This window comes from Coprococcus sp. TF11-13 (genome assembly GCF_003481085.1).
Lineage (GTDB): Bacteria > Bacillota > Clostridia > Lachnospirales > Lachnospiraceae > Coprococcus > Coprococcus aceti.
The window spans coordinates 688,274-710,721 of the sequence record NZ_QUKK01000001.1; the positions used below are offsets into that span (position 1 = coordinate 688,274).

At 43.8% G+C, this 22,448-nt stretch carries 19 protein-coding genes; all 19 read left to right on the forward strand.

The annotated features are described in order from the left end of the window. The first annotated feature begins 8 nt into the window (after positions 1-8). Complete coding sequence (locus DXD11_RS02980) at positions 9-2,435, forward strand: homocysteine S-methyltransferase family protein (RefSeq protein WP_118757749.1); 2,427 nt, start codon at positions 9-11, stop codon at positions 2,433-2,435. Positions 2,436-2,621: 186 nt separating this feature from the next. Further along, positions 2,622-3,098, forward strand: a complete 477-nt coding sequence (ilvN, locus tag DXD11_RS02985; protein WP_015534958.1) for an acetolactate synthase small subunit — start codon at positions 2,622-2,624, stop codon at positions 3,096-3,098. Positions 3,099-3,168: 70 nt separating this feature from the next. Then, on the forward strand, positions 3,169-4,194 hold the full coding sequence (gene ilvC, locus DXD11_RS02990; RefSeq protein ID WP_015534957.1) for a ketol-acid reductoisomerase: 1,026 nt from the start codon (positions 3,169-3,171) through the stop codon (positions 4,192-4,194). Between the two features lie 203 nt (positions 4,195-4,397). Beyond that, positions 4,398-4,895, forward strand: coding sequence for a transcription elongation factor GreA (greA, locus tag DXD11_RS02995; RefSeq protein WP_015534956.1), 498 nt, complete (start codon positions 4,398-4,400; stop codon positions 4,893-4,895). Positions 4,896-4,904: 9 nt separating this feature from the next. Next, a complete protein-coding gene (locus DXD11_RS03000; RefSeq protein ID WP_022216444.1) occupies positions 4,905-5,444 on the forward strand; it encodes an anti-sigma factor family protein in 540 nt (179 codons plus the stop codon). Between the two features lie 42 nt (positions 5,445-5,486). Beyond that, positions 5,487-8,132: a DNA polymerase I gene (polA, locus tag DXD11_RS03005; RefSeq protein WP_118757750.1), complete on the forward strand. Its 2,646-nt coding sequence runs from the start codon at positions 5,487-5,489 to the stop codon at positions 8,130-8,132. Continuing rightward, positions 8,119-8,727, forward strand: coding sequence for a dephospho-CoA kinase (gene coaE / locus DXD11_RS03010; protein WP_242992605.1), 609 nt, complete (start codon positions 8,119-8,121; stop codon positions 8,725-8,727). The genes polA and coaE overlap by 14 nt, the downstream gene beginning before the upstream one ends. 132 nt (positions 8,728-8,859) lie before the next feature. Further along, positions 8,860-9,891 (forward strand): phosphate acetyltransferase, encoded by a 1,032-nt coding sequence (pta, locus tag DXD11_RS03015; RefSeq protein WP_055222666.1) that lies wholly within the window; start codon positions 8,860-8,862, stop codon positions 9,889-9,891. Between the two features lie 57 nt (positions 9,892-9,948). Continuing rightward, positions 9,949-11,142: an acetate/propionate family kinase gene (locus DXD11_RS03020; RefSeq protein ID WP_118016537.1), complete on the forward strand. Its 1,194-nt coding sequence runs from the start codon at positions 9,949-9,951 to the stop codon at positions 11,140-11,142. A gap of 118 nt (positions 11,143-11,260) precedes the next feature. Beyond that, a complete protein-coding gene (locus DXD11_RS03025) occupies positions 11,261-11,776 on the forward strand; it encodes a YceD family protein (protein WP_117548949.1) in 516 nt (171 codons plus the stop codon). Positions 11,777-11,789: 13 nt separating this feature from the next. Continuing rightward, positions 11,790-11,972, forward strand: coding sequence for a 50S ribosomal protein L32 (gene rpmF, locus DXD11_RS03030; protein WP_004850916.1), 183 nt, complete (start codon positions 11,790-11,792; stop codon positions 11,970-11,972). A 229-nt stretch (positions 11,973-12,201) separates the two neighbouring features. After that, on the forward strand, positions 12,202-13,212 hold the full coding sequence (gene plsX / locus DXD11_RS03035; RefSeq protein ID WP_118649149.1) for a phosphate acyltransferase PlsX: 1,011 nt from the start codon (positions 12,202-12,204) through the stop codon (positions 13,210-13,212). Further along, positions 13,212-13,901 (forward strand): ribonuclease III, encoded by a 690-nt coding sequence (gene rnc, locus DXD11_RS03040; RefSeq protein WP_117548951.1) that lies wholly within the window; start codon positions 13,212-13,214, stop codon positions 13,899-13,901. Before plsX ends, rnc begins: the two co-directional genes overlap by 1 nt. A gap of 3 nt (positions 13,902-13,904) precedes the next feature. Beyond that, the gene (gene smc, locus DXD11_RS03045; RefSeq protein WP_118757751.1) at positions 13,905-17,462 is read left to right on the forward strand and encodes a chromosome segregation protein SMC; all 3,558 of its coding nucleotides are present in this window, start codon (positions 13,905-13,907) and stop codon (positions 17,460-17,462) included. A gap of 30 nt (positions 17,463-17,492) precedes the next feature. Further along, a complete protein-coding gene (ftsY, locus tag DXD11_RS03050) occupies positions 17,493-18,470 on the forward strand; it encodes a signal recognition particle-docking protein FtsY (protein WP_022216450.1) in 978 nt (325 codons plus the stop codon). A 103-nt stretch (positions 18,471-18,573) separates the two neighbouring features. Next, complete coding sequence (gene ilvA / locus DXD11_RS03055; protein WP_015534949.1) at positions 18,574-19,818, forward strand: threonine ammonia-lyase; 1,245 nt, start codon at positions 18,574-18,576, stop codon at positions 19,816-19,818. A gap of 15 nt (positions 19,819-19,833) precedes the next feature. Next, complete coding sequence (locus tag DXD11_RS03060) at positions 19,834-21,273, forward strand: ASKHA domain-containing protein (RefSeq protein WP_117549430.1); 1,440 nt, start codon at positions 19,834-19,836, stop codon at positions 21,271-21,273. Beyond that, positions 21,270-22,067: an MBL fold metallo-hydrolase gene (locus DXD11_RS03065; RefSeq protein ID WP_117548954.1), complete on the forward strand. Its 798-nt coding sequence runs from the start codon at positions 21,270-21,272 to the stop codon at positions 22,065-22,067. The genes DXD11_RS03060 and DXD11_RS03065 overlap by 4 nt, the downstream gene beginning before the upstream one ends. Positions 22,068-22,140: 73 nt before the next feature. Beyond that, a complete protein-coding gene (locus DXD11_RS03070; RefSeq protein WP_015534945.1) occupies positions 22,141-22,413 on the forward strand; it encodes an ACT domain-containing protein in 273 nt (90 codons plus the stop codon). Positions 22,414-22,448: the final 35 nt, after the last annotated feature.

Below are 22,448 nucleotides of genomic sequence, written 5' to 3' on the forward strand. Positions count from 1 at the left end.
GATAAGACATGAAAAAGACAGATTTCAGAAAACTGTTTGATGATAAGATACTTATACTTGATGGAGCCACAGGAACAAATCTTATGAATGCAGGCATGCCTCTTGGCGTGTGCCCCGAGAAATGGATACTTGAACATCCACAGATAATGTTTGACCTCCAGGTTGCATATCTGAACGCCGGCACAGATATTCTGTATGCTCCAACCTTTACATGTAACAGGATAAAACTCAACGAGTATGGGCTTGCCGATGACCTTGAGGACATGAACAGAAGACTTGTAAAATTGTCTAAGGAAGCGGTCAAGGCTGCAGGCCATGGCCTTGTGGCGGGCGATATCACCATGACAGGCGAGATGCTCTATCCTATGGGAAAACTGAAGTTTGAAGAGCTGGTCGACGTGTATAAGGAACAGATAAAGGTCATAGACGAGAGTGGTTGTGACCTGCTTGTGGTCGAGACCATGATGAGCCTCGCTGAGACCAGAGCTGCGGTTATTGCGGCAAATGAAGTGTCAGATCTCCCTATAATCGCCAGCCTTACATTCAACGAGGATGGACGTACCCTGTATGGAACCGATCCTGTGACAGCAGTAAATGTTCTTCAGAATCTTGGAGTGGCAGCTATAGGTGTAAACTGTTCCACAGGCCCTGATAAGATGGTCGAGCTTGTTAGACAGATGAAGAGCATCGCATTTATCCCTGTATTTGCAAAGCCGAACGCCGGAATGCCGGAGCTTGTAAATGATAAAAGCGTATATCGGATGACCCCTGAGGAATTTGCTGAAGATATGAAGATGATAATCGAGGCCGGGGCCGGAATGGTTGGTGGCTGTTGCGGTACGAGACCTGAACACATAAAGGCTCTTGCTGATATGGCTTCCAAGATGCCTGTTCCTGAGATAAGTTCAGAGCATGTCAGATGTATATCATCTGAGCGTTCATCTCTCATAATAGATCTGGATGCTCCGTTTAAGGTTGTTGGAGAGAGAATCAACCCGACTGGAAAGAAGAAGCTTCAGGCTGAGCTCAGGGAGGGATCTCTTGAGCTTGTCATGAATATGGCCGAAGAGCAGGTAGATAAAGGCGCTTCAATACTTGATATCAATGTCGGTATGAATGGTATCGATGAGAGAGATATGATGCTTAAGGTAGTATATCAGGTATCGCAGGCTGTAAACCTTCCGTTATGCCTTGATTCCAGCTCACCAGAGGTACTTGAGGCGGCACTTCGTATCTATCCGGGACGTGCGCTTGTCAATTCAGTATCCCTTGAGAAGGTGAAGATGGAAGAGATACTGCCTCTTGTAAAGAAGTACGGAGCTATGTTTATTCTTCTTCCTCTGTCGGATAAGGGGCTTCCGGAGAGTCCACAGGAGAAGGAGGACATAATCAACACGGTGCTTGGCACTGCGTATGAGATGGGATTTACGAAGAATGATGTGGTTGTGGACGGACTTGTTGCAACGGTCGGTGCCCAGAAGGACGCTGCCATCAACTGCCTGAAAACCATAAACTACTGTTATAACAACGGACTTGCAACCATCTGTGGTCTGTCCAACATTTCATTTGGACTTCCTGAGAGAATGTTTGTAAATACAGCATTCCTCACCATGGCTATCTCTCGTGGACTTACGATGGCTATAGCAAATCCATCCCAGACCATGCTTATGAATGCTGCATTTGCTTCTGATATGCTGCTTTTCAAGGAGGAGAGCGATGTCCGTTATATTGAGAATGTCAAACCTCTTGAGCTTGCCTCACCGGGAGCGGGTGTATCCGGCGGCAAAGCAGGATCTGATCTGGAAGGAAAAAGTCAGATTTATATAGATGTTCTCAAAGGAAATAAGAGAACCATACTTGACGATGTACATGCTGTGCTTGACAGCGGAGCTGATCCCCAGTCCATCATAGATAACGATCTGATAGGTGCGATAAATGAGGTTGGACGACTCTTCGAGAAGAAAAAATATTTCCTGCCACAGCTCATATCAAGTGCTGAGACCATGGAGATGGCGATAGGTGTTATAAGTCCACTTGTTCTGAAGGACAAGGACAGCTCTGATATGCCTACCATAGTCGTGGCGACAGTTGAGGGCGATATACATGATATAGGTAAGAACCTCGTGGTTCTTATGCTCAGAAACTATGGATTTAATGTTATAGATCTCGGCAAGGATGTTCCTTGTGATGTGATAATACAAGCGGCAAAGGATAATAACGCCAGCATAATCGGACTGTCAGCCCTCATGACAACCACCATGGTCAAGATGAAGGATGTTGTTGAAGCTGTGAAGGAGAATGGCCTGGACAGTAAAGTTGTTATAGGCGGTGCAGTTATAACCGAGAGCTACGCCGAGGAGATCGGTGCGGATGGATATTCCGAGGATGCGGCAAACTGCGTGGTTGTAGTCAAGAATCTTCTGGGCATAGAGTAAATATTTGGAAAAATCCGGATATCTCACTATAAGTTTTGGGGTATTTGTAAATACACAACAAAAATTATCAGAAATAACAGATAAAAATAATTACAAAATTCACGTTATAAATTGACATTAAAGTGGTTTATAACTATAATAATTTAGTACATTTTAAAGAGACGAGTTGAAAGGTGGTACATATAGATGGGTAATATTGTTTTGTCACTGCTTGTTGACAACACATCGGGAGTTTTGAGCAGAGTGTCAGGACTGTTCAGTAGAAGAGGTTATAACATTGACAGTGTGACAGTAGGAGAGACTGAGAATCCCGCTTATTCCAGAATGACTGTTGCAGTTAGCGGCGATGAAGCCAGCCTTATCCAGATCAAGAAACAGCTCAACAAGCTTGAGGATGTAGTGGATATAGTGGAGCTTGAGCCTGGCAAGTCTGTATGCAGAGAGCTCGTTCTTGTCAAGGTTAAAGCGAATCCGTCCGAGAGAAAGGATATTATCTCAGTTGCAGATATTTTCAGAGCGAATATAGTTGACGTTTCCAAAGATTCGGTTATTATAGAACTTACGGGAACAACAACCAAGTGTGAGGCGTTCCTCAGACTGCTCGATGGACATGAGATAGTTGAGCTTGTACGCACAGGTCTCACAGGTCTCATCAGAGGTTAATACGTTTTTAATTATCCAAGTGGTAGTTAATATATAAGTCATTTTATACATATTTAGGAGGATTAAAGAAATGGCAGAAGCAAAGATTTATTATCAGCAGGATTGCAATCTTTCATTACTTGATGGAAAGACAATCGCAATCATAGGATATGGTAGTCAGGGTCATGCACATGCCCTCAACGCTAAGGAGTCAGGATGCAATGTCATCATCGGTCTTTACGAGGGAAGCAAGTCATGGGCTAAGGCTGAGGCACAGGGATTTAAGGTATACACAGCCGCTGAGGCTGCAAAGCAGGCTGACATAATTATGATTCTTATCAACGATGAGTTACAGGCAGATATGTACAAGAAGGATATCGAGCCAAACCTTGAGCCAGGTAACATGCTTATGTTCGCTCATGGTTTCAACATTCACTTCGGTTGTATCAAGCCACCAAAGGATGTTGACGTAACAATGATCGCTCCAAAGGCACCTGGACACACAGTACGTTCAGAGTACCAGGCAGGAAAGGGTACACCTTGTCTTGTTGCTGTAGAGCAGGATGCTACAGGTAAGGCACTTGACCTTGCACTTGCATATGCACTTGCAATCGGTGGAGCAAGAGCCGGCGTTCTTGAGACAACATTCAGAACAGAGACAGAGACAGACCTCTTCGGTGAGCAGGCAGTTCTTTGTGGTGGTGTTTGTGCACTTATGCAGGCTGGTTTCGAGACACTTTGCGAGGCTGGTTATGATCCAAGAAACGCATACTTTGAGTGTATCCATGAGATGAAGCTTATCGTAGACCTTATCTACCAGTCAGGATTCGCTGGAATGAGATATTCAATCTCTAACACAGCAGAGTACGGTGACTATATAACAGGTCCTAAGATCGTTACAGCAGAGACAAAGAAGGCTATGAAGCAGATCCTTAAGGACATTCAGGATGGTTCATTTGCTAAGGAGTTCCTCCTTGACATGTCACCAGCAGGACGTCAGGTTCACTTCAAGGCTATGAGAAAGCTTGCTTCAGAGCATCCATCAGAGAAGGTTGGAGAGCAGATCAGAGCACTTTATAGCTGGAACAACGAGTCAGACAAGCTTATCAACAACTAATTTCTGGTTATATATTTAAACGTATACACTTTACCCGGTAATTACTGCATGCAGTGGTTGCCGGGTATTTTTTTATGAGAGCATCATCTGCGATGGATACAGGTGACCGTCATGATATCTGAGCAGCAACACCTCATTTTACTTTGAATGGATTTTGTGATAGTATATATAAAGTATTGCGTTAGATTTGGAGGCGTATCGATATGGGTAAGCAGCTTACAAAAAAAGACATCGAAAAGATGGAACAGGAGATCGAATATAGAAAATGTGTAGTCAGGAAGGAGAAGCTTGAAGCCGTAAAGGAGGCCAGAGCTCAGGGGGATCTCAGTGAGAATTTCGAATATTATGCAGCAAAGAAAGACAAAAATGCCAATGAGCGGAGGATCAGATATCTGGACAGGCTTGTCAGGACTGCAGATATAATAGATGATACTTCAGCAGACGATGAGGTTGGAATTGATAACACGGTAACCGTTTATTTTGAGGATGACGACGAGGAGGAAACATACAGAGTTGTCACAAGTGTTCGTGCTGATGTGCTTGACGGAAGGGTGAGCAACGTATCACCTATAGGCAGGGCGATCATGGGACACAAGGTTGGCGACAGAGTTCAGGTCGTTCCAGAGAAAGGTGAACCGTATTATCTAGTCATAAGAAAGATTGAAAACACACAGGATGATGGATCATTTGAGATTAACTAGGTGGATCATATGAATTGTTTGGAAGCACAGTCAAAGATAATGGCGTTTATTGAGAATAAACTCCCTGACGATGAACTCAGAGAGTTTATTAAGCATGTCAGATCATGCAAAAACTGCTATGAAGAGCTGGATATCTATTACACGCTTATAGTTGGTATGAAACAACTGGACGAGTCTGATAACATATCTACAGATTTTAAGAATGCCCTGGATAAGCATCTTGAGGAAGAGATGAACAGACTTACCACGGTAAAGAGAATAGCAAATTCCACGATACTGGTCGGAATTGCAGCCGTTGTTGCCGGACTTATATGGCTGTACAGCGGTGCTCTTGACAAGGTCTACAACTATGAACAGAATTCCAAACTCAGTGAGCAACCTGAATACTATTATGCTGAATTCTTTGGCTCAAGACTTTTGGACGATTCCCGCTATGATCTCAGTGATATCGACAGATATTACGAAGAACAAAACAAAGTCAGGGATGAAAGTACGGAATTTATGCAGAATATCAAAAAATATAATGCAAATCATAAGGGTATCGAATAGTCAGAATACTCTATGGCGAGCGGTAAATAAGAGGAGGTTTTCATGCCAGATACAGGTAAAAAGATATTGATAATAGATGGACACAGCATACTTAACAGAGCTTTTTACGGGCTTCCGGATCTCACCAACTATGAGGGACTTCACACGAATGCTGTCCTCGGTTTTCTTAATATTATATTCAGGATAATCGACGAAGAGAATCCGACAAATGTATGCGTGGCATTTGACGTTAAACAGCCTACATTCAGACATCTTGTGTACAAAGAGTATAAGGGCACAAGAAAGCCTATGCCGGATGAACTGCGGGAGCAGGTACCACTCATAAAAGAAGTCTTGACAGCGATGAACGTCACCATAGTTGAGAAGGGGGGTTATGAGGCTGATGACATTATAGGAACATTGTCAAGAGTTGCAGATTCTGCCGGATACAAAGTCGTGATAGTATCGGGTGACAGGGATCTTCTGCAGCTTGCAACAGACAATATCCTCGTCCGTATTCCGAAGACAAAAGCAGGTGGAACCACGATAGAGAACTATTACGCAGATGATGTGAAGGATCTCTACGGAGTTACACCAGTCCAGTTTATAGATATGAAGGGACTTATGGGAGATACGTCAGATAACATCCCAGGGGTTCCCGGAATAGGCGAGAAGACCGCATCCAAGATCATTCAGCAGTGGGGATCTGTGGCCGGAGCTCTTGAACATATAGACGAGATCAAACCTCCTAAAGCCCAGAAAAATCTTGCGGAGTTCTCAGAACAGGCAATAATGTCCAGGGAGCTTGCAGCGATCAAGCTTGACTGTGAACTGGATTTCAAGCTTGAGGATACCACATATGAGAACGCGTTTAATGACAGTTCATACAACATTTTCAAAAGGCTGGAATTCAAGAGTCTCTTAAAGAAGTTTGACAACAAGCAGACCGTAAGTGAACTGAAACCGGATATAACAGTGGTAAATTCTACAGCCGACTTTGCTTATATTGAGGATGCTGCAAAGAAATCAGAAGCTGTCGGTGTATACGTTGCCCACAGTGATGACATGATGCTCGGCATAGCCATTGCCTGTGATTCAAAGAATGTGTATGTGATAAACTGTTCATCTGGTATAGATCCTGATGAGGCAGTCAAATTCATATACGATCTGAAGAATGCCGGAATCATCATATGCATGGAGGATCTTAAGAGCGCGCTGAAATATGTAGATTTTCATGAATGTGACACAAATGTACTTGATATAGGAGTGGCAGCATATCTCCTCAATCCGATGGAGGATTCATACGATTACGATGATGTCGCAAAGGAATATCTTGGCAACATACTTCCTTCTGAGAAGGAACTCATCGGCAAAGATGAATTGAATATATTTACATTTATAAGTGATAATTTCCTTGAAGTATTTTCGTACAAGGCGGTCGTTCCGCTCCTTGCAAAGGATGTCGTCATGGATAAGCTTGCCAAAGAAGGCATGCTCGAATTGTACAATAAGGTAGAGCTCCCTACCGTTTACACCTTATACGACATGGAAAAACGCGGAATAAGAGTCGATAAGGCAGAGCTTGAGGAATACAGCAAAAAGCTTGAGAAGAGGATTCAGGAGCTTCACGATTCGATAATCGGTTACGCAGGAAAAGAGTTCAATATCAATTCTCCGAAGCAGCTTGGCCCTATCCTTTTTGAAGATATGGGCATACCGGGCGGCAAAAAGACCAAGACGGGCTACTCAACAAGTGTGGATGTACTTGAAAAGGTCAAAAACGAACATCCTATCATCGGAGATATTCTGGAATACAGACAGCTCACAAAACTCAATTCCACATACGCAGTGGGACTTGTGAACTATATATCGGATGACGGACGTATTCACGGAACCTTTAACCAGACTATCACGGCAACCGGAAGAATAAGCTCAACAGAGCCTAACCTTCAGAATATACCTATGAAGCTGGAGCTTGGAAGACTTATAAGAAAGGCATTTATCCCTAAGGAAGGATATGTATTTGTAGATGCCGATTACTCACAGGTAGAGCTCCGTGTGCTTGCCCATCTGTCAGGAGATGAGGTTATGAAGAATGCCTTTCTGAATAACGTGGATATTCATGCCACTACGGCATCTGAGGTGTTTGAGGTTCCGATTGGTGAAGTGACACCTCTCCAGAGACGGCATGCCAAGGCTGTCAACTTCGGAATCGTGTACGGAATCAGCGCATTTGGTCTGAGTGAGGATCTGGGTATATCCAGAAAAGAGGCTTCCGATTTCATTGCAAAGTATTACGACACCTATAAGAGTATAAAAGCGTATTTGGATGAACAGGTAGCCCACGCAAAGGAAAAAGGCTATGTGACGACTATGTTCGGAAGGATCAGGCCTATCCCTGAGCTGAAGTCATCCAACTTTATGCAGAGGAGTTTTGGCGAGAGGGTTGCCATGAATTCGCCTATACAGGGAACCGCTGCGGACATAATCAAGATCGCCATGGTGAGAGTTAACATGAAGCTCAAGGAGCTCGGACTGAAGTCACAGCTTATCCTGCAGATACACGATGAGCTTCTTATAGAGGCTGCCGAGGATGAAGTGGACATAGTGAAGAAGCTTCTCGTTGATGAGATGATGCATGCCGCAGATATGACCGTACCTCTTGAGGTGGGCGTTGCATCAGGAAATAACTGGTATGAGGCAAAATAATATGAAGATCATAGGAATAACTGGTGGTATCGGTTCTGGAAAAACCGCTGTGCTTGATATAATGCAGCGAGACTACGGAGCATTCATTATGGAGGCCGACGCCCTGGCTCACAGACTCATGGAACCGGGACAGATATCATACAATGACATAGTGGAACACTTTGGAAGAGATATTCTTGATGAAGACAGCAGGATCGACAGAGCAAAGCTTTCAGCGGTCGTTTTCAGCGATCAGAAGCAGCTCGATATCCTCAATTCCATAACTCACCCAAATGTAAAAAAGGCCATTCTTGAATCCATGGAGGAGCAGAAAAAGTCAGGATGCAGACTATACGTTCTTGAAGCTGCACTGCTTATCCAGGATGGGTATTTGGACATCTGCGATGAGATGTGGTATGTCTATGCAGACGTTTCAAAACGAATTGAACGTTTGTGCGCTTATCGCGGGTTTACCGATGAAAAAGCAAGAAAAGTCATCGCTTCGCAGGAGCCTGACAGCTATTATGAGGAAAATTGTTCAAAAAAGATAGACAATTCAGGCAATTTAGAAAAATTGAGAAACCAGCTTAAGCTGGCGATGGGAATTGAGTGTTAGATTTTTTTAGTTATTATCACGGATTGTACGGATAAAAAGACAATTTTTTTGGCTATTTCTATTGAGAATAATGGGGCAATGAGTTAAACTTTAACTATGTGTGTTTTCATTATTTCAAAGGGGGAAATAAACATGAAGTTTATTGATCAGTTAAAAGAAAAAGCCAAACAGAATAAGAAAACGATCGTACTGCCTGAGACATCAGACATGAGAACAATCGAGGCAGCCGGCAAGGTATTGGCAGAGGGCATTGCGAACATTATCCTGGTTGGAGACAAGGAAGATATCATGAGCAGAGCTGGTGATATCGATCTCAGCGGAGCATCATTTGTTGACCCTAAGAATTATGAGAAATTTGATGAATACGTGGATGCTTTTGTAGAGATGAGAAGAAAGAAGGGCATGACCGAGGCAAGAGCCAAGGAACTGCTTTTAACAAACCCATTATATTTTGGATGTATGATGGTTAAGCAGGATGATGCAGACGGTATGGTTGCCGGTGCGATCAACGCATCAGCAGATGTGCTCCGTGCAGCACTTCAGACACTGAAGACTGCTCCGGGAACAAGAATCGTATCAGCATTCTTCCTGGTTGTAGTTCCAGATTGTCAGTATGGTGCCAATGGAACATTTGTATTTGCAGATGCAGGACTCAATCAGAGCCCGTCAGCGTCAGAGCTTGCAGATATCGCAGAGCAGTCAGCGAAGTCATTTGAACTTCTGGTTGATGAGACACCTGTTGTGGCTATGCTGTCACATTCAACAAAGGGAAGCGCAAAGCATCCTGACGTTGACAAGGTTATTGAAGCTACAGAGATCGTTAACGCTGAGTTCCCTGACCTTCTGTGTGATGGTGAGCTTCAGTCAGATGCAGCACTCGTTCCTGAGGTTGCAGCATCAAAGGCACCTGGAAGCAAGGTTGCAGGACATGCGAATGTTCTTGTGTTCCCTGATCTTGATGCAGCGAACATCGGATACAAGCTTGTACAGAGACTCGCAAAGGCTGATGCATATGGTCCTGTTACACAGGGTATTGCAAAGCCTGTAAACGACCTGTCAAGAGGCTGTGTTGCAGACGATATAGTTGGAGTTGTTGCCATAACAGCTATCCAGGCTCAGGCTCAGGAGGACGGCAGAATGAAGGTAACTCCAAAAGAGAGATAGTAAAAGATAATTTTTAAAGATGATTTATTTACACATAAGTTGTGCAGGAGGATTGAAATGAAGGTTCTTGTAATTAATTGTGGTAGTTCATCACTGAAGTATCAGCTTATTGATTCTGATACAGAGGCTGTTATAGCAAAAGGACTGTGTGAGAGGATCGGTATCGACGGAAAGCTCACACATCAGACCATGGGTAAGGATAAGTATACAGTGGATGCCGCTATGCCGGATCACAATGCTGCTGTAAAATTTGTTCTTGACGCTCTTCTTGATACAGATAAGGGAGCTATCGCTTCACTGTCAGAGATCGACGCTGTTGGACACAGAATAGTTCACGGCGGTGAGAAGTTTGCGAATTCAGTAGTTATAACAGACGAAGTAATGGCGGCCATAGAAGAGTGTAATGATCTTGCACCACTTCACAACCCTGCCAACCTCATTGGAATCAGAGCATGTCAGGCACATATGCCGGGTGTTCCTATGGTTGCGGTATTTGATACAGCATTCCACCAGACCATGCCTGATAAAGCATATACATATGCAATACCTTACGAATATTACGAGAATTATAAGATAAGAAGATACGGTTTCCACGGAACAAGCCACAGCTTTGTATCCAAGAGACTGGCAGAGCTCATAGGCAAAGATATCAAAGATACCAAGCTTATCGTATGCCACCTTGGAAACGGATCAAGTATCACAGCAGTTGACGGCGGTAAGTCAGTGGACACTTCCATGGGACTCACACCTCTTGCAGGTCTTCCTATGGGCACAAGAAGCGGTGATATAGATCCTGCGATTCTTGAGTTCATTGCCGGCAAAGAGGGCAAGAGCGTTGAGGAGATAACAACTATTCTTAATAAGAAGTCAGGTGTATCAGGACTTTCAGGCGTATCAAGTGATTTCAGAGATCTTGACGCCGGCATGAAGGAAGGCAATGACAGATGCCGTCTTGCTCTCGATGTATTCTGCTACAGTGTCAAGAAATATATTGGAGCATATGCAGCCGCAATGGGAGGTCTTGATGCGATAGCGTTTACGGCAGGAATCGGAGAGAACAATCCATATGTAAGAAGAGTTTCAACAATGGATCTTTCATTCATGGGTATCGATATAGATGAGACTAAGAACGAGATCCGCGGCGAAGAGCAGAAGATCTCCACTGACGCTTCAAAGGTTCAGGTATGGGTAGTTCCTACAAACGAAGAGCTTGCCATTGCAAGAGAGACTGTAGAGCTTGTTACAAAATAAGTCTTCTGTATAACGACAGGATTCAGTTGACGGAATTGTATAAAAATTTTGCAATATTTTGTTGACAATAAATATCTGTATATGTATAATAGCAGATGTGCGATTTTTAGGAGATATTATGTTAATTGATTTATCTGAGATTTTATCCACTGAGGGATTGACTAAAAGCGTTGAAGTACATGTAGACTTTGATAATTTCCAGTTTAAGGGAATGGACTACCGGATTGGACAGGCAGATGATTTTCAACTGAATCTGTCGAATGACGGCAAGAACAGAGTCAAGGTTACCGGAAGCACTGATGTTGTCATGGAGCTTGTGTGTGACAGATGTCTGGAGGAGTTTGAGAGAACTTTCCATATAGATATCGACACAGTTATTGATACTTCCGTTTTGGATTCTGATAAGGTAGATGAGATAGATGAGTTAAGCTATTTTGAAGACTGTAATATCGATATGGACGCACTGTTGAAAAAGGAACTGATGGGTTTAGTTCCAATACAGATTCTGTGCAGGGATGACTGCAAGGGACTCTGTAAGGTGTGTGGAACGAATCTGAATCATGGTACATGTAACTGTGATGATTTTGTTCCTGATCCGAGATTATCAGTTTTTAATGACATCTTAAAGAATTGAGGAGGTGTGAATAATGTCAATTTGTCCAAAGAATAAGAGCTCAAAGGCTAGAAGAGATAAGAGAAGAGCTAACTGGAAGATGTCTGCACCAGCATTAGTTAAGTGCAGCAAGTGTGGCGAGTTAATGGTTCCACACAGAGTTTGTAAGAACTGCGGTTCATACAACAAGAAAGAGATTATCTCAGTTGCTGAGTAATTTCCAGTTCTCACTCGGTATTTGAGTAGTAGAATAAACAAGACCTTTCTTATTTTTATAATAAGGAAGGTCTTTTTTCGTGCACATATATACATAGCGGTTTGTATATTTGTACTGAAATATTTGACTTTGACAATTCAGAAATATATAATGACCTTGTGCGTTTGCACCTAAAAATAATTATATGGTGGGATATCCCATAATACACGTAAGATAGGAGAGTTTTGATATGGGCGATACAAGAATTGTAGTAGATGCTATGGGCGGAGATTATGCACCGGAGTGGATCATAAGAGGTGCTGTAGAAGCTGTGAACGAAGGGGCAAAGGCTCATATAATTCTCACTGGAAAAGAGGCTGTCATAAAGGGTGAGCTTGCAAAATACACATATGACACCTCCAAGATAGAGATAAAGAACTGTACTGAGGAGATCACATGTCACGATGCACCTGTTCAGGCAATCAGAAGCAAGAAAGACTCATCACTTACAGTTGGAATGAATATGGTGAAAAGCGGTGATGCAGATGCGATAATATCTGCGGGAAGCTCAGGAGCCATACTTGCAGGAGGTCAGCTAATAGTTGGAAGATCTAAAGGTGTTAAGAGATCACCACTTGCGCCTCTCATCCCAACAACAAAAGGATACTCCCTGCTCATAGACTGTGGTGCGAATGTTGATGCAAGACCTGAGCATCTTGTTCAGTTTGCTAAGATGGGCACTGTATATATGGAGAACATAGAGAAGATCAAAAAACCTAGAGTAGCCATTGTGAATATCGGCGACGAGGAAGAGAAGGGCAACGCTCTCGTAAAGGAGACATACCCGCTTCTTAAGGAATGTAAGGATATCAACTTTATCGGAAGTATAGAGGCTCGTGAGATACCAAACGGTGCTGCAGATGTAATTGTCTGTGAAGCATTTGTGGGAAATGTAATATTAAAGCTTTATGAGGGGCTTGCAAAAATGCTTCTTGGAGAGATAAAGAAGGCGGTCATGTCCTCATTCAAATCCAAGATCGGAGGCGCACTGATAAAAGGTTCACTCGGCGAGCTCAAGGAGAGATTTAATGCCAAGACTAAGGGTGGCGCACCGCTCCTCGGTCTCAAGGGTCTTGTTGTCAAGATCCACGGCAATTCACATAACGAAGAAGTTAAAAGTGCAATATTCCAGTGTATCAGTTTCAGCGAGACCGGTGTAAATGCCAAGATAGCTGATAAGCTGAGTGAGGAGCAGGCATAATGAAGAAGGATTATGGTGAGCTTGAAAAAAGAATAGGATACGAATTCAAGGATATAAGACTTCTGATAACGGCTCTGACACACACGTCATTTGCAAATGAGCTTAAGGTTAATAAAACTGAGTCATATGAGAGACTTGAGTTTCTCGGGGATGCCATCCTTGAGTATATTGTGAGTGACTATCTCTTCCACAAGAAGAGAGAATATGAGGAGGGAAAACTCACAAAGCTGAGGGCAAGTCTCGTATGCGAATTTACTCTTTCACAGATATCCGAGAGTCTTGGATATGGCAAATTTGTCCTTCTTAGCAAGGGTGAAGCCCAGACAGGCGGAAGAACAAGGAAATCCATTCTGTGTGATCTCTTTGAATCCGTTCTCGGTGCGATGTATCTTGATGGCGGAATGGATGTCGCCAAGAAGTTTGTCCATCAGTTCCTGCTGGATGACGTTGAGACAAAATCATTGTTCTACGATGCAAAGTCAACCCTTCAGGAATTCTGCCAGAAGAATGGAAAAGAATTAAAGTATGAGCTCATAGAGGAGAAGGGGCCTGAACATAACAAGATATTTGTATCGGATGCCATGATAGATGGCCAGGCTACAGCCAGAGGTGAGGGTTCAAACAGAAAAAACTCCGAACAGATGGCTGCATACAAAACATTGTTACAATTAAGAAAAAAGCAGGATTAATTTATGTATTTAAAGAGTATAGAGGTAAATGGCTTCAAGTCATTTGCAAACAAGATAGTATTCAAATTCAATCACGGAATAACCTGTATCGTTGGACCTAATGGTTCGGGTAAGAGCAATGTAGCGGATGCAGTGAGATGGGTTCTGGGTGAACAGAGTGCCAAGAGTCTCCGTGGTTCCAAGATGGAGGATGTCATTTTCTCGGGAACACAGCTCAGAAAGCCGCAGGGCTCCGCATATGTTGCCATAACTCTTGACAACAGCGATCACAGCCTTCCTATAGATTATAATGAAGTCACAGTTGCAAGACGAGTATACAGATCAGGAGAGTCTGAATATCTGATTAACGGTACTGTCAGCAGACTGAAGGATGTATATTCTCTCTTCTTTGACACTGGTATCGGTAAGGAGGGTTATTCAATCATCGGACAGGGCCAGATCGAGAAGATCCTCAATGGTAAACCTGAGGAGAGACGAGAGCTTTTTGACGAGGCTGCCGGAATCGTAAAGTTCAAGAAGAACAAGGCTGCTGCGGAAAAATCACTTGAAGCAGAGAGGGACAATCTCAGCCGTGTCAACGACATTCTCAAGGAGCTTGAAAAACAGGTCGGACCACTCAAGGAGCAGTCTGAGACCGCAAGGAAATACCTGGCATTTAAAAATGAATTAAAAAAACTCGATGTGAATGCATTCCTTCTCGAGACAGAGAAACTTAAAACAGCTCTCGAGGAAGATCAGAACAGGCTCACTATCGTAAACGATGATATAGATGAGAGCAAGCAGGCGTATGAACAGACAAAGGAAGAATACGACCAGATAGAGACTGCTATAGAGCAGCTCAATTCCATAATTGAGTCATCTAAAAACGAGATTCATGAGAACAGGCTTGCAAAAGAGCGTGCTGAAGGTGAGATAAATGTTATCAACCAGCAGATAATCACACTCAAAATGAACGATCAGAACATACATGATCAGATAGACCGAATCAACAGTCAGATCGAGTCCGGCGAGAAAGAACTCACAGATTACACATCCCAGAAAGATGAACTGGATGACTCTATCTCAGAAGTTGAACAGGCACTTAAAACAGCCCAGAAGGAAAGCTCCGACATGACCTCCTACATAGAGGCCTGCCAGCAGGAGATTGAGAGCTGCAAGGCTGACATCATAGAATATATGCATGAGAGCGGTAATCTCCAGGCAAAGGTCGGAAGATATGACGCCATGCTGGAGAATATCAACTTTAGAAAGACACAGCTCAACCAGAGACTTCTGCAGTTTAAGAGCGACGATGCCGAGGACAAGAAGGACTATGAGTCACTGTCATCACAGCTTGCCGAACTTGAGGCGGGAGCAAAGGTCATTCTCGCGGGATTGGACAGTGCAACCGATCAGCTTGCCCAGAATCAGAATAGAAACAAAACTAACCGTGAGCTGATCCACAACACCAACGAGAAGCTTTCGGCAACAGAGTCCAAGATGGAGGCTCTCAGAAATATAACTGAGAGATACGACGGATACGGCAACAGTATCAGACGAGTCATGGAACAGAAGCAGTGGAATCCGGGTATAATAGGCGTTGTTGCGGACATAATCACGGTAAATCAGAAGTACGAGGTCGCTGTGGAGACTGCCCTTGGCGGAAGTATACAGAACATTGTCACTGAGGACGATGCCACTGCCAAGAGAATGATCTCATATCTGAAGACCAACAGACTCGGACGTGCAACATTTCTTCCGCTTAACACCATAACAGACCGCGGTTCCGTCAGAAATGATGTGCTCAGGGAAAAAGGAGTCATAGGAGTTGCATCAGATCTTGTTGAGGTCGATTCCAAATTCAACACGCTGGTAAAGAACCTTTTAGGCAGGATCATAGTTGTCGACAATATCGATAATGCCCTGGCGGTAGCGCGTAAGAACAATCAGTCGCTCAGACTTGTCACCATAGAGGGAGAACTGATAAATCCGGGCGGATCAATGACCGGAGGTGCATTCAGGAATTCCAGTAACCTTCTCGGAAGGAAGAGGGAGCTGGATGAACTCAAGGAGCAGATCGATAACCTGAAATCAACAGCGTCAAAGGCTGCGGCTCTCGACGCACAACTTAAGACTTCAAGAGATCAGCTCAGACAGGATATAGACAAATACAACTCCGAACTGCAGCAGGCATATCTGAAAAAGAATACTCTGACCATGAGTATTGAACAGGTCAAAGAAAAGCTTGCCGAATCTGAAAGAGTATTTGTCTCGATTGAGAAAGAGGTAGCAGAGCTCAATAATCAGATAACGGAGATAAACAACAATAAGAATTCTCTTGCCGACAACAACAAAAAGCATGAAGCCATGAGGCTTGAAGCTGAGGCAAGAGTGGAAGAACTTGAGGGACAGGGACAGGAGAACAAGGATAAGCTCACCGCTGCAAACGCAAGGGTATCTGAGCTTATGATTAAGTTTAATTCCGTCAAGCAGAAAGAGGACTTCATTGTAGAAAATATCCGAAGAATAAATATGGATATCGAAAAATACAAGGAAGAACTTGAGGGCTTTACAAGCCGCGTGGAGTCATCATTCAGTGAGATCACAGAGCTGGAAGACAGGATAGCTGCTATAAAGACAGATATCGCAAGCAGAACCGGAAGTATCGCTGACAACGAGGACAAGGTAAACGAATTCTCAGTCAAGAGAGAGGAATTACAGCAGAGCCACAAGGAATTCTTTGCCAGACGAGAAGAACTTTCCGAAAAGATTGCAGGACTCGAGAAGGACTCATACAAGCTCACATCGATAATCGAGAAGAACACTGAGAAAGCAGACGAACTCAGCAACTATATGTGGGAGGAGTATGAGCTTACATACAGCAGTGCCCAGGAACTCAAGGACGATAATCTTCCTGAACTGCCGGCACTAAAGAAGGAGATCGTTGCAGTAAAGGCCAAGATCAAATCCCTTGGAGATGTCAACGTCAATGCCATAGATGACTACAAGGAAGTCTCTGAGAGATACGAATTTCTCAAGGGACAGCATGACGATATAGTCAGTGCGGAGACCAACCTTGTAAATATCATTGCGGAGCTTGAAAAATCAATGCAGGAGCAGTTTGCCGAGAAGTTCAAGGAGATACAGGTCATGTTCGACAAGGTATTCAAGGAGCTGTTCGGTGGTGGACGTGGTGCACTTGAGCTGGTTGATACCGAGGATCTTCTTGAAACAGGTATCAGGATCATAGCACAGCCACCTGGAAAGAAGCTCCAGAATATGATGCAGTTGTCAGGTGGAGAGAAGTCCCTCACCGCCATAGCACTGTTATTTGCAATTCAGAGTCTGAAGCCATCACCTTTCTGTCTGCTGGACGAGATAGAGGCGGCTCTTGACGACTCGAACGTAAGAAGATTTGCACAGTATCTCAACAGGCTTACAAAGGATACGCAGTTCATAGTTATATCACACAGAAAGGGAACCATGGAGGCTGCTGATATCCTGTACGGTATAACCATGCAGGAGAAGGGTGTATCTACCCTCGTATCAGTCAACCTTATTGAGAACGATCTGGATAAATAACAATAGAAGATATTAAACAGGAGGTATGTCATGGCAGAGGAAAAAGAGAAAAAAGGATTTTTTGCGAGACTTAAGGCAGGTCTTGCAAAGACAAGAGATAATATAGTAGAAAGCTTTACAGATGTATTCGGTGCATCCCATATAGATGATGATTTCTATGAGAATCTTGAAGAGACATTTATCATGGCTGATATGGGATATGAGACGACTGAGAAGGTTATAGAGGGACTTAAGCAGAAGGTTGAGGATTCACACATCAAAGAACCTGCTGCCTGCAAGGAACTTGTGATCAATATAATCAAGAACCAGATGTCTGTGGACGATTCAGCGTACGACTTCGAGAATAAGAAGTCCGTTGTGCTGGTCATCGGGGTAAATGGTGTCGGCAAGACAACGACCATCGGAAAGCTTGCTGCCCAGTACCGCCAGAGAGGCAAGAAGGTTCTCATGGCTGCTGCCGATACATTCAGAGCTGCCGCCATAGATCAGTTAAAGACCTGGGCTGACAGGGCACAGGTTGATATAATTTCACACAATGAGGGCGCTGATCCCGCTGCAGTTGTATACGACGCAGTGGCTGCCGCCAAGGCAAGAGATACGGATATCCTTCTCGTTGATACAGCGGGAAGACTTCACAACAAGAAGAATCTCATGGACGAGCTTGCAAAGATGAGAAGGATCATCACAAGGGATTATCCAGAGGCAAATGTTGAGGCGCTCATAGTTCTGGACGGAACAACAGGTCAGAATGCCCTTGAACAGGCAAGACAGTTCAGCAATGTAACTGAGCTTGACGGTATAGTTATCACCAAGCTTGACGGAACTGCCAAGGGTGGTATTGCGATAGCGATCCAGGCAGAGCTTGACGTACCGGTCAAGTTTATCGGAGTTGGTGAGAAGATCGGTGATCTCCAAAGATTTGACCCTCAGGAATATGTCAACGCATTGTTCGCAGATTTTGACGAGGACAGATCCGAGATCGATATGCTCATCGGCGATGACATGTAATACTACGGCATATATAATGATCATATGTATGTCAATGTACTTATATCTGTGCACAACCATATATGATTTTCAAAAGGATTTTTACATAAGGAGACATTAACAAATGGCAGAACAGAACACAACAGACAAACTGACACTTGCGAAATTTGAGGAGGCCTACGACATTGTACATAAGGTGGTTCTCCCTACAAAGCTCATATACAGTGACTATTTCAGTGGGATAACAGGCAACAAGGTATACTTCAAACCTGAGAACCTTCAGAAGACCGGTGCATACAAGATCAGGGGTGCATATTACAAGATAAGCACTCTTTCAGATGAAGAGAGACAGAAGGGACTGATAACAGCTTCGGCTGGAAATCATGCCCAGGGTGTGGCATATGCTGCAAAAGCATATGGAGTAAAGGCGACCATCGTTATGCCTTCATCTACACCTCTCATCAAGGTTAACAGAACTAAGGCATACGGCGCAGAGGTTATACTGTATGGAGACGTATATGATGAATCATGTGCATACGCTCTTGAGCTTGCAGAGGACAAGGGTTATACATTCATTCATCCGTTCGATGATCTCGATGTTGCCACAGGACAGGGCTCGGTTGCGATGGAGATCATAAAGGAGCTTCCTTTCGTTGACTATATCCTTGTTCCTATCGGAGGTGGCGGTCTGGCAACAGGTGTGTCCACACTTGCCAAGATGATGAATCCGAACATCAAGGTCATAGGTGTTGAGCCTGCCGGAGCAAACTGTATGCAGGTCTCACTGAAGAACAAGAAGGTTACAACACTTCCATATGTAGACACCATTGCAGATGGAACTGCAGTAAAGACACCGGGAAGCAAGATTTTCCCATATATACAGAAGAACATAGATGATATTATAACTGTAGAGGATAACGAACTCATCGTTTCATTCCTCGATATGCTTGAGAACCACAAGCTTCTTGTTGAGAATTCAGGCCTTCTCACAGTGGCAGCACTTAAGCATCTCGATGTAAAGGGTGCCAAGGTCGTAAGCATACTGTCGGGCGGCAATATGGATATGATAACATTTGCCTCACTTGTACAGCACGGACTTATCGCAAGAAGCAGGATCTTCACAGTTTCAACACTTCTTCCTGACAAGCCGGGTGCACTCATGAACATTTCAAAGGTTATCGCTGATCTCCAGGGAAATGTTATCAAGCTTGAGCACAACCAGTTCGTATCCATCAACAGGAATTCAGCAGTTGAGCTTGTTATCACTATGGAGGCATTTGGCCCTGAGCACAAGCAGCTCATCATCAACACACTTGCTGATAAGGGCTACAAGCCAAAGGAAGTCATGACAAAGGGAATATACAATTAATTGTAGTTGATATCGATGATTAACGATGAACTCACTTTAACCGTAAATGACAACAAAATAATCGCCTGCAGACGCGGTGACAATCTGTTCAAGGTGCTGTGCAGCGCCGGATATGTGTTCAGTGGAAACTGCGGAGGTCTTGGAAGGTGTCAGAGATGTCTGGTGGATGTAAAAGGTGCGGGCACGGTAAAAAGCTGTACCTACACTATCACTGATAACATACAGATAACCATAGGTGAGGATAACATGTCAGTCCTTGCTTCGTACAAGGGTGCTGATGAATCCAACAACGTATATAATGGCGATGGTCGTGGTATAGGCATAGCTATAGATTTAGGCACCACCACCATCGCCATAGAACAGATAGATATGTCTGATGGAAGTGTCACGGGCAGATGTGGATTTATGAATCCACAGATTGAATATGGCAGCGATGTCATATCGAGGATCCGAACAGGCTCCACAGAAGATGGACTGGCAAAGCTCAGAAGCTCAGTAGTCACAAGGATTTCCTCAGAGTTGGCCGGAATGGGGTATGCCCCTGCAGATATATCAAGGATAATTATTTCCGGAAACACCACCATGAATGCAATACTTGAGCGGCTGCTTCTGGACAATCTCGGGCATGCACCATTTGAGATCAGGAATCCTGACAGTATAACAGTATCAGGGAAGGATTTCTTTGATGATGAAAGATTTTGCAGTGCAGAAGTCACATGTCTTCCTAACCTCAGCGCATTTGTTGGAGCTGACGCATTGTGCGGTGCAGTCGTCTGTAACATTGACAGGTCTGACAAATATCAGTTGTTTGCAGATCTCGGAACAAACGGAGAACTCATACTTGCAAAGCAGGGCATCGGTTATGCCACCTCATGTGCATGTGGTCCGGCATTTGAGGGAATGCTGAGGAGAGGTGTTGCAGCTCCAACCACAGCCTTTGATCTGCTGAACAGACTTAATTTGCTACACATAGTGAATGACGATGGAGTCCTGGTTGATCAGTATATAGACGGAGGCTACAGACTTGCGGGTGGAGTGACAATTGACATGGATATGATCAGAAGCTTTCTCCTTGCAAAGGCAGCCATATGTGCAGGGATAGAATCCCTCATGGATATGGCGGGGATAACGGCAGAGGACGTATCACGTGTATATCTGGCAGGAGGCTTCGGGTGCAGTCTTAATATATCAAGTGCGGTAAGCCTTGGACTTTTTCCGGACAGTTTTCAGGGAAAATCAGAATTTGCAGGAAATACATCCCTGCACGGAGCACATAAGTGCTTGATTGATAAGAGTTTTATTGATAGAATATATGCGTTTAAAGAGACCCTGACTGCTGTGAATCTCGGTGAGCTTGAGGGCTTTGACAGAAGATATTACAGTCATATGGATCTCAGACCATGGACCGCACAGTCACATGGTACAAATAAATTACAACAGAAGAGTAGATTATGAAATTACTAAGTATAGCAAGCGGTAGCAGCGGTAACTGCTATTACGTCGGCAATAGCGATACCCATCTTCTTGTGGATGTAGGCATAAGCTGCAAGAGGGTTGAAAACGCCCTTAAGGATGAGGGAATAAAGCCGTCTGAACTCGATGGTGTTCTTGTAACGCATGAGCATATAGATCATGTGAAGGGCATAGGTGTTCTGGCAAGAAAGCACGGTGTTCCTATATATGCCACTGCAGGAACCATAGCTGAGATGAAGAAGATGACCTCCCTTGGCAGTATCGATGAGGGACTGTTTCATGAGATTCGTCCTGATGAAAAGATACTGATAAAGGATATAACCGTTGATCCGTCATCCATCTGGCATGACGCAGCGGATCCGGTATGCTACAGCCTGTATGGAGATGGCAAAAAAGTGTCCATAGCGACTGATATGGGCAATTATAATGATTATATTGTAGATAAGCTTGACAACTCAGATATAATGGTAGTTGAGGCCAATCATGATGTCAGAATGCTTGAGGCGGGACCATATCCTTATTATCTCAAGAGACGAATCCTTGGCAACTATGGTCATCTGTCCAACGAATTGTCAGGGCAGCTCATATACAGACTTCTGAATGACCATGTGAAGGGTATCATTCTGGGACATCTGAGCAAGGAGAACAATTTTGAAGAGCTGGCATACGAGACAGTCAAGCTGGAGCTTGAAAACAATTCATACGCCAACGATGTAAGGGAATTTGGGCTGGCAGTAGCCAGAAGAGACATGCCTATGGCTGCCATAGAGGCATAGGCTGATTTTTAGGAGTGAATAAAGATGGGTTCTGTATGTACAGGCTCCATCATCAACAAGGAGGATAAATGAAATGAAAAAGAGAATCATAACTGTAGTAGGTAAGGACAGCGTGGGAATCACAGCTAAGGTATGTGTATATCTGGCAAACAACCAGATCAATATACTTGACATATCACAGACTATAGTTGCAGGGTACTTCAACATGATGATGGTGGTTGATACACAGGAATCATCCAAATCAACAGAGCTCATCGCATCAGAGCTCGGACAGATCGGAGAAGAGATTGGAGTACAGATAAAGGTACAGCACGAGAAGATCTTTGAGACAATGCACAGAATCTAATAATATACAGTCTGACAGACAGAAAAGAGGATATA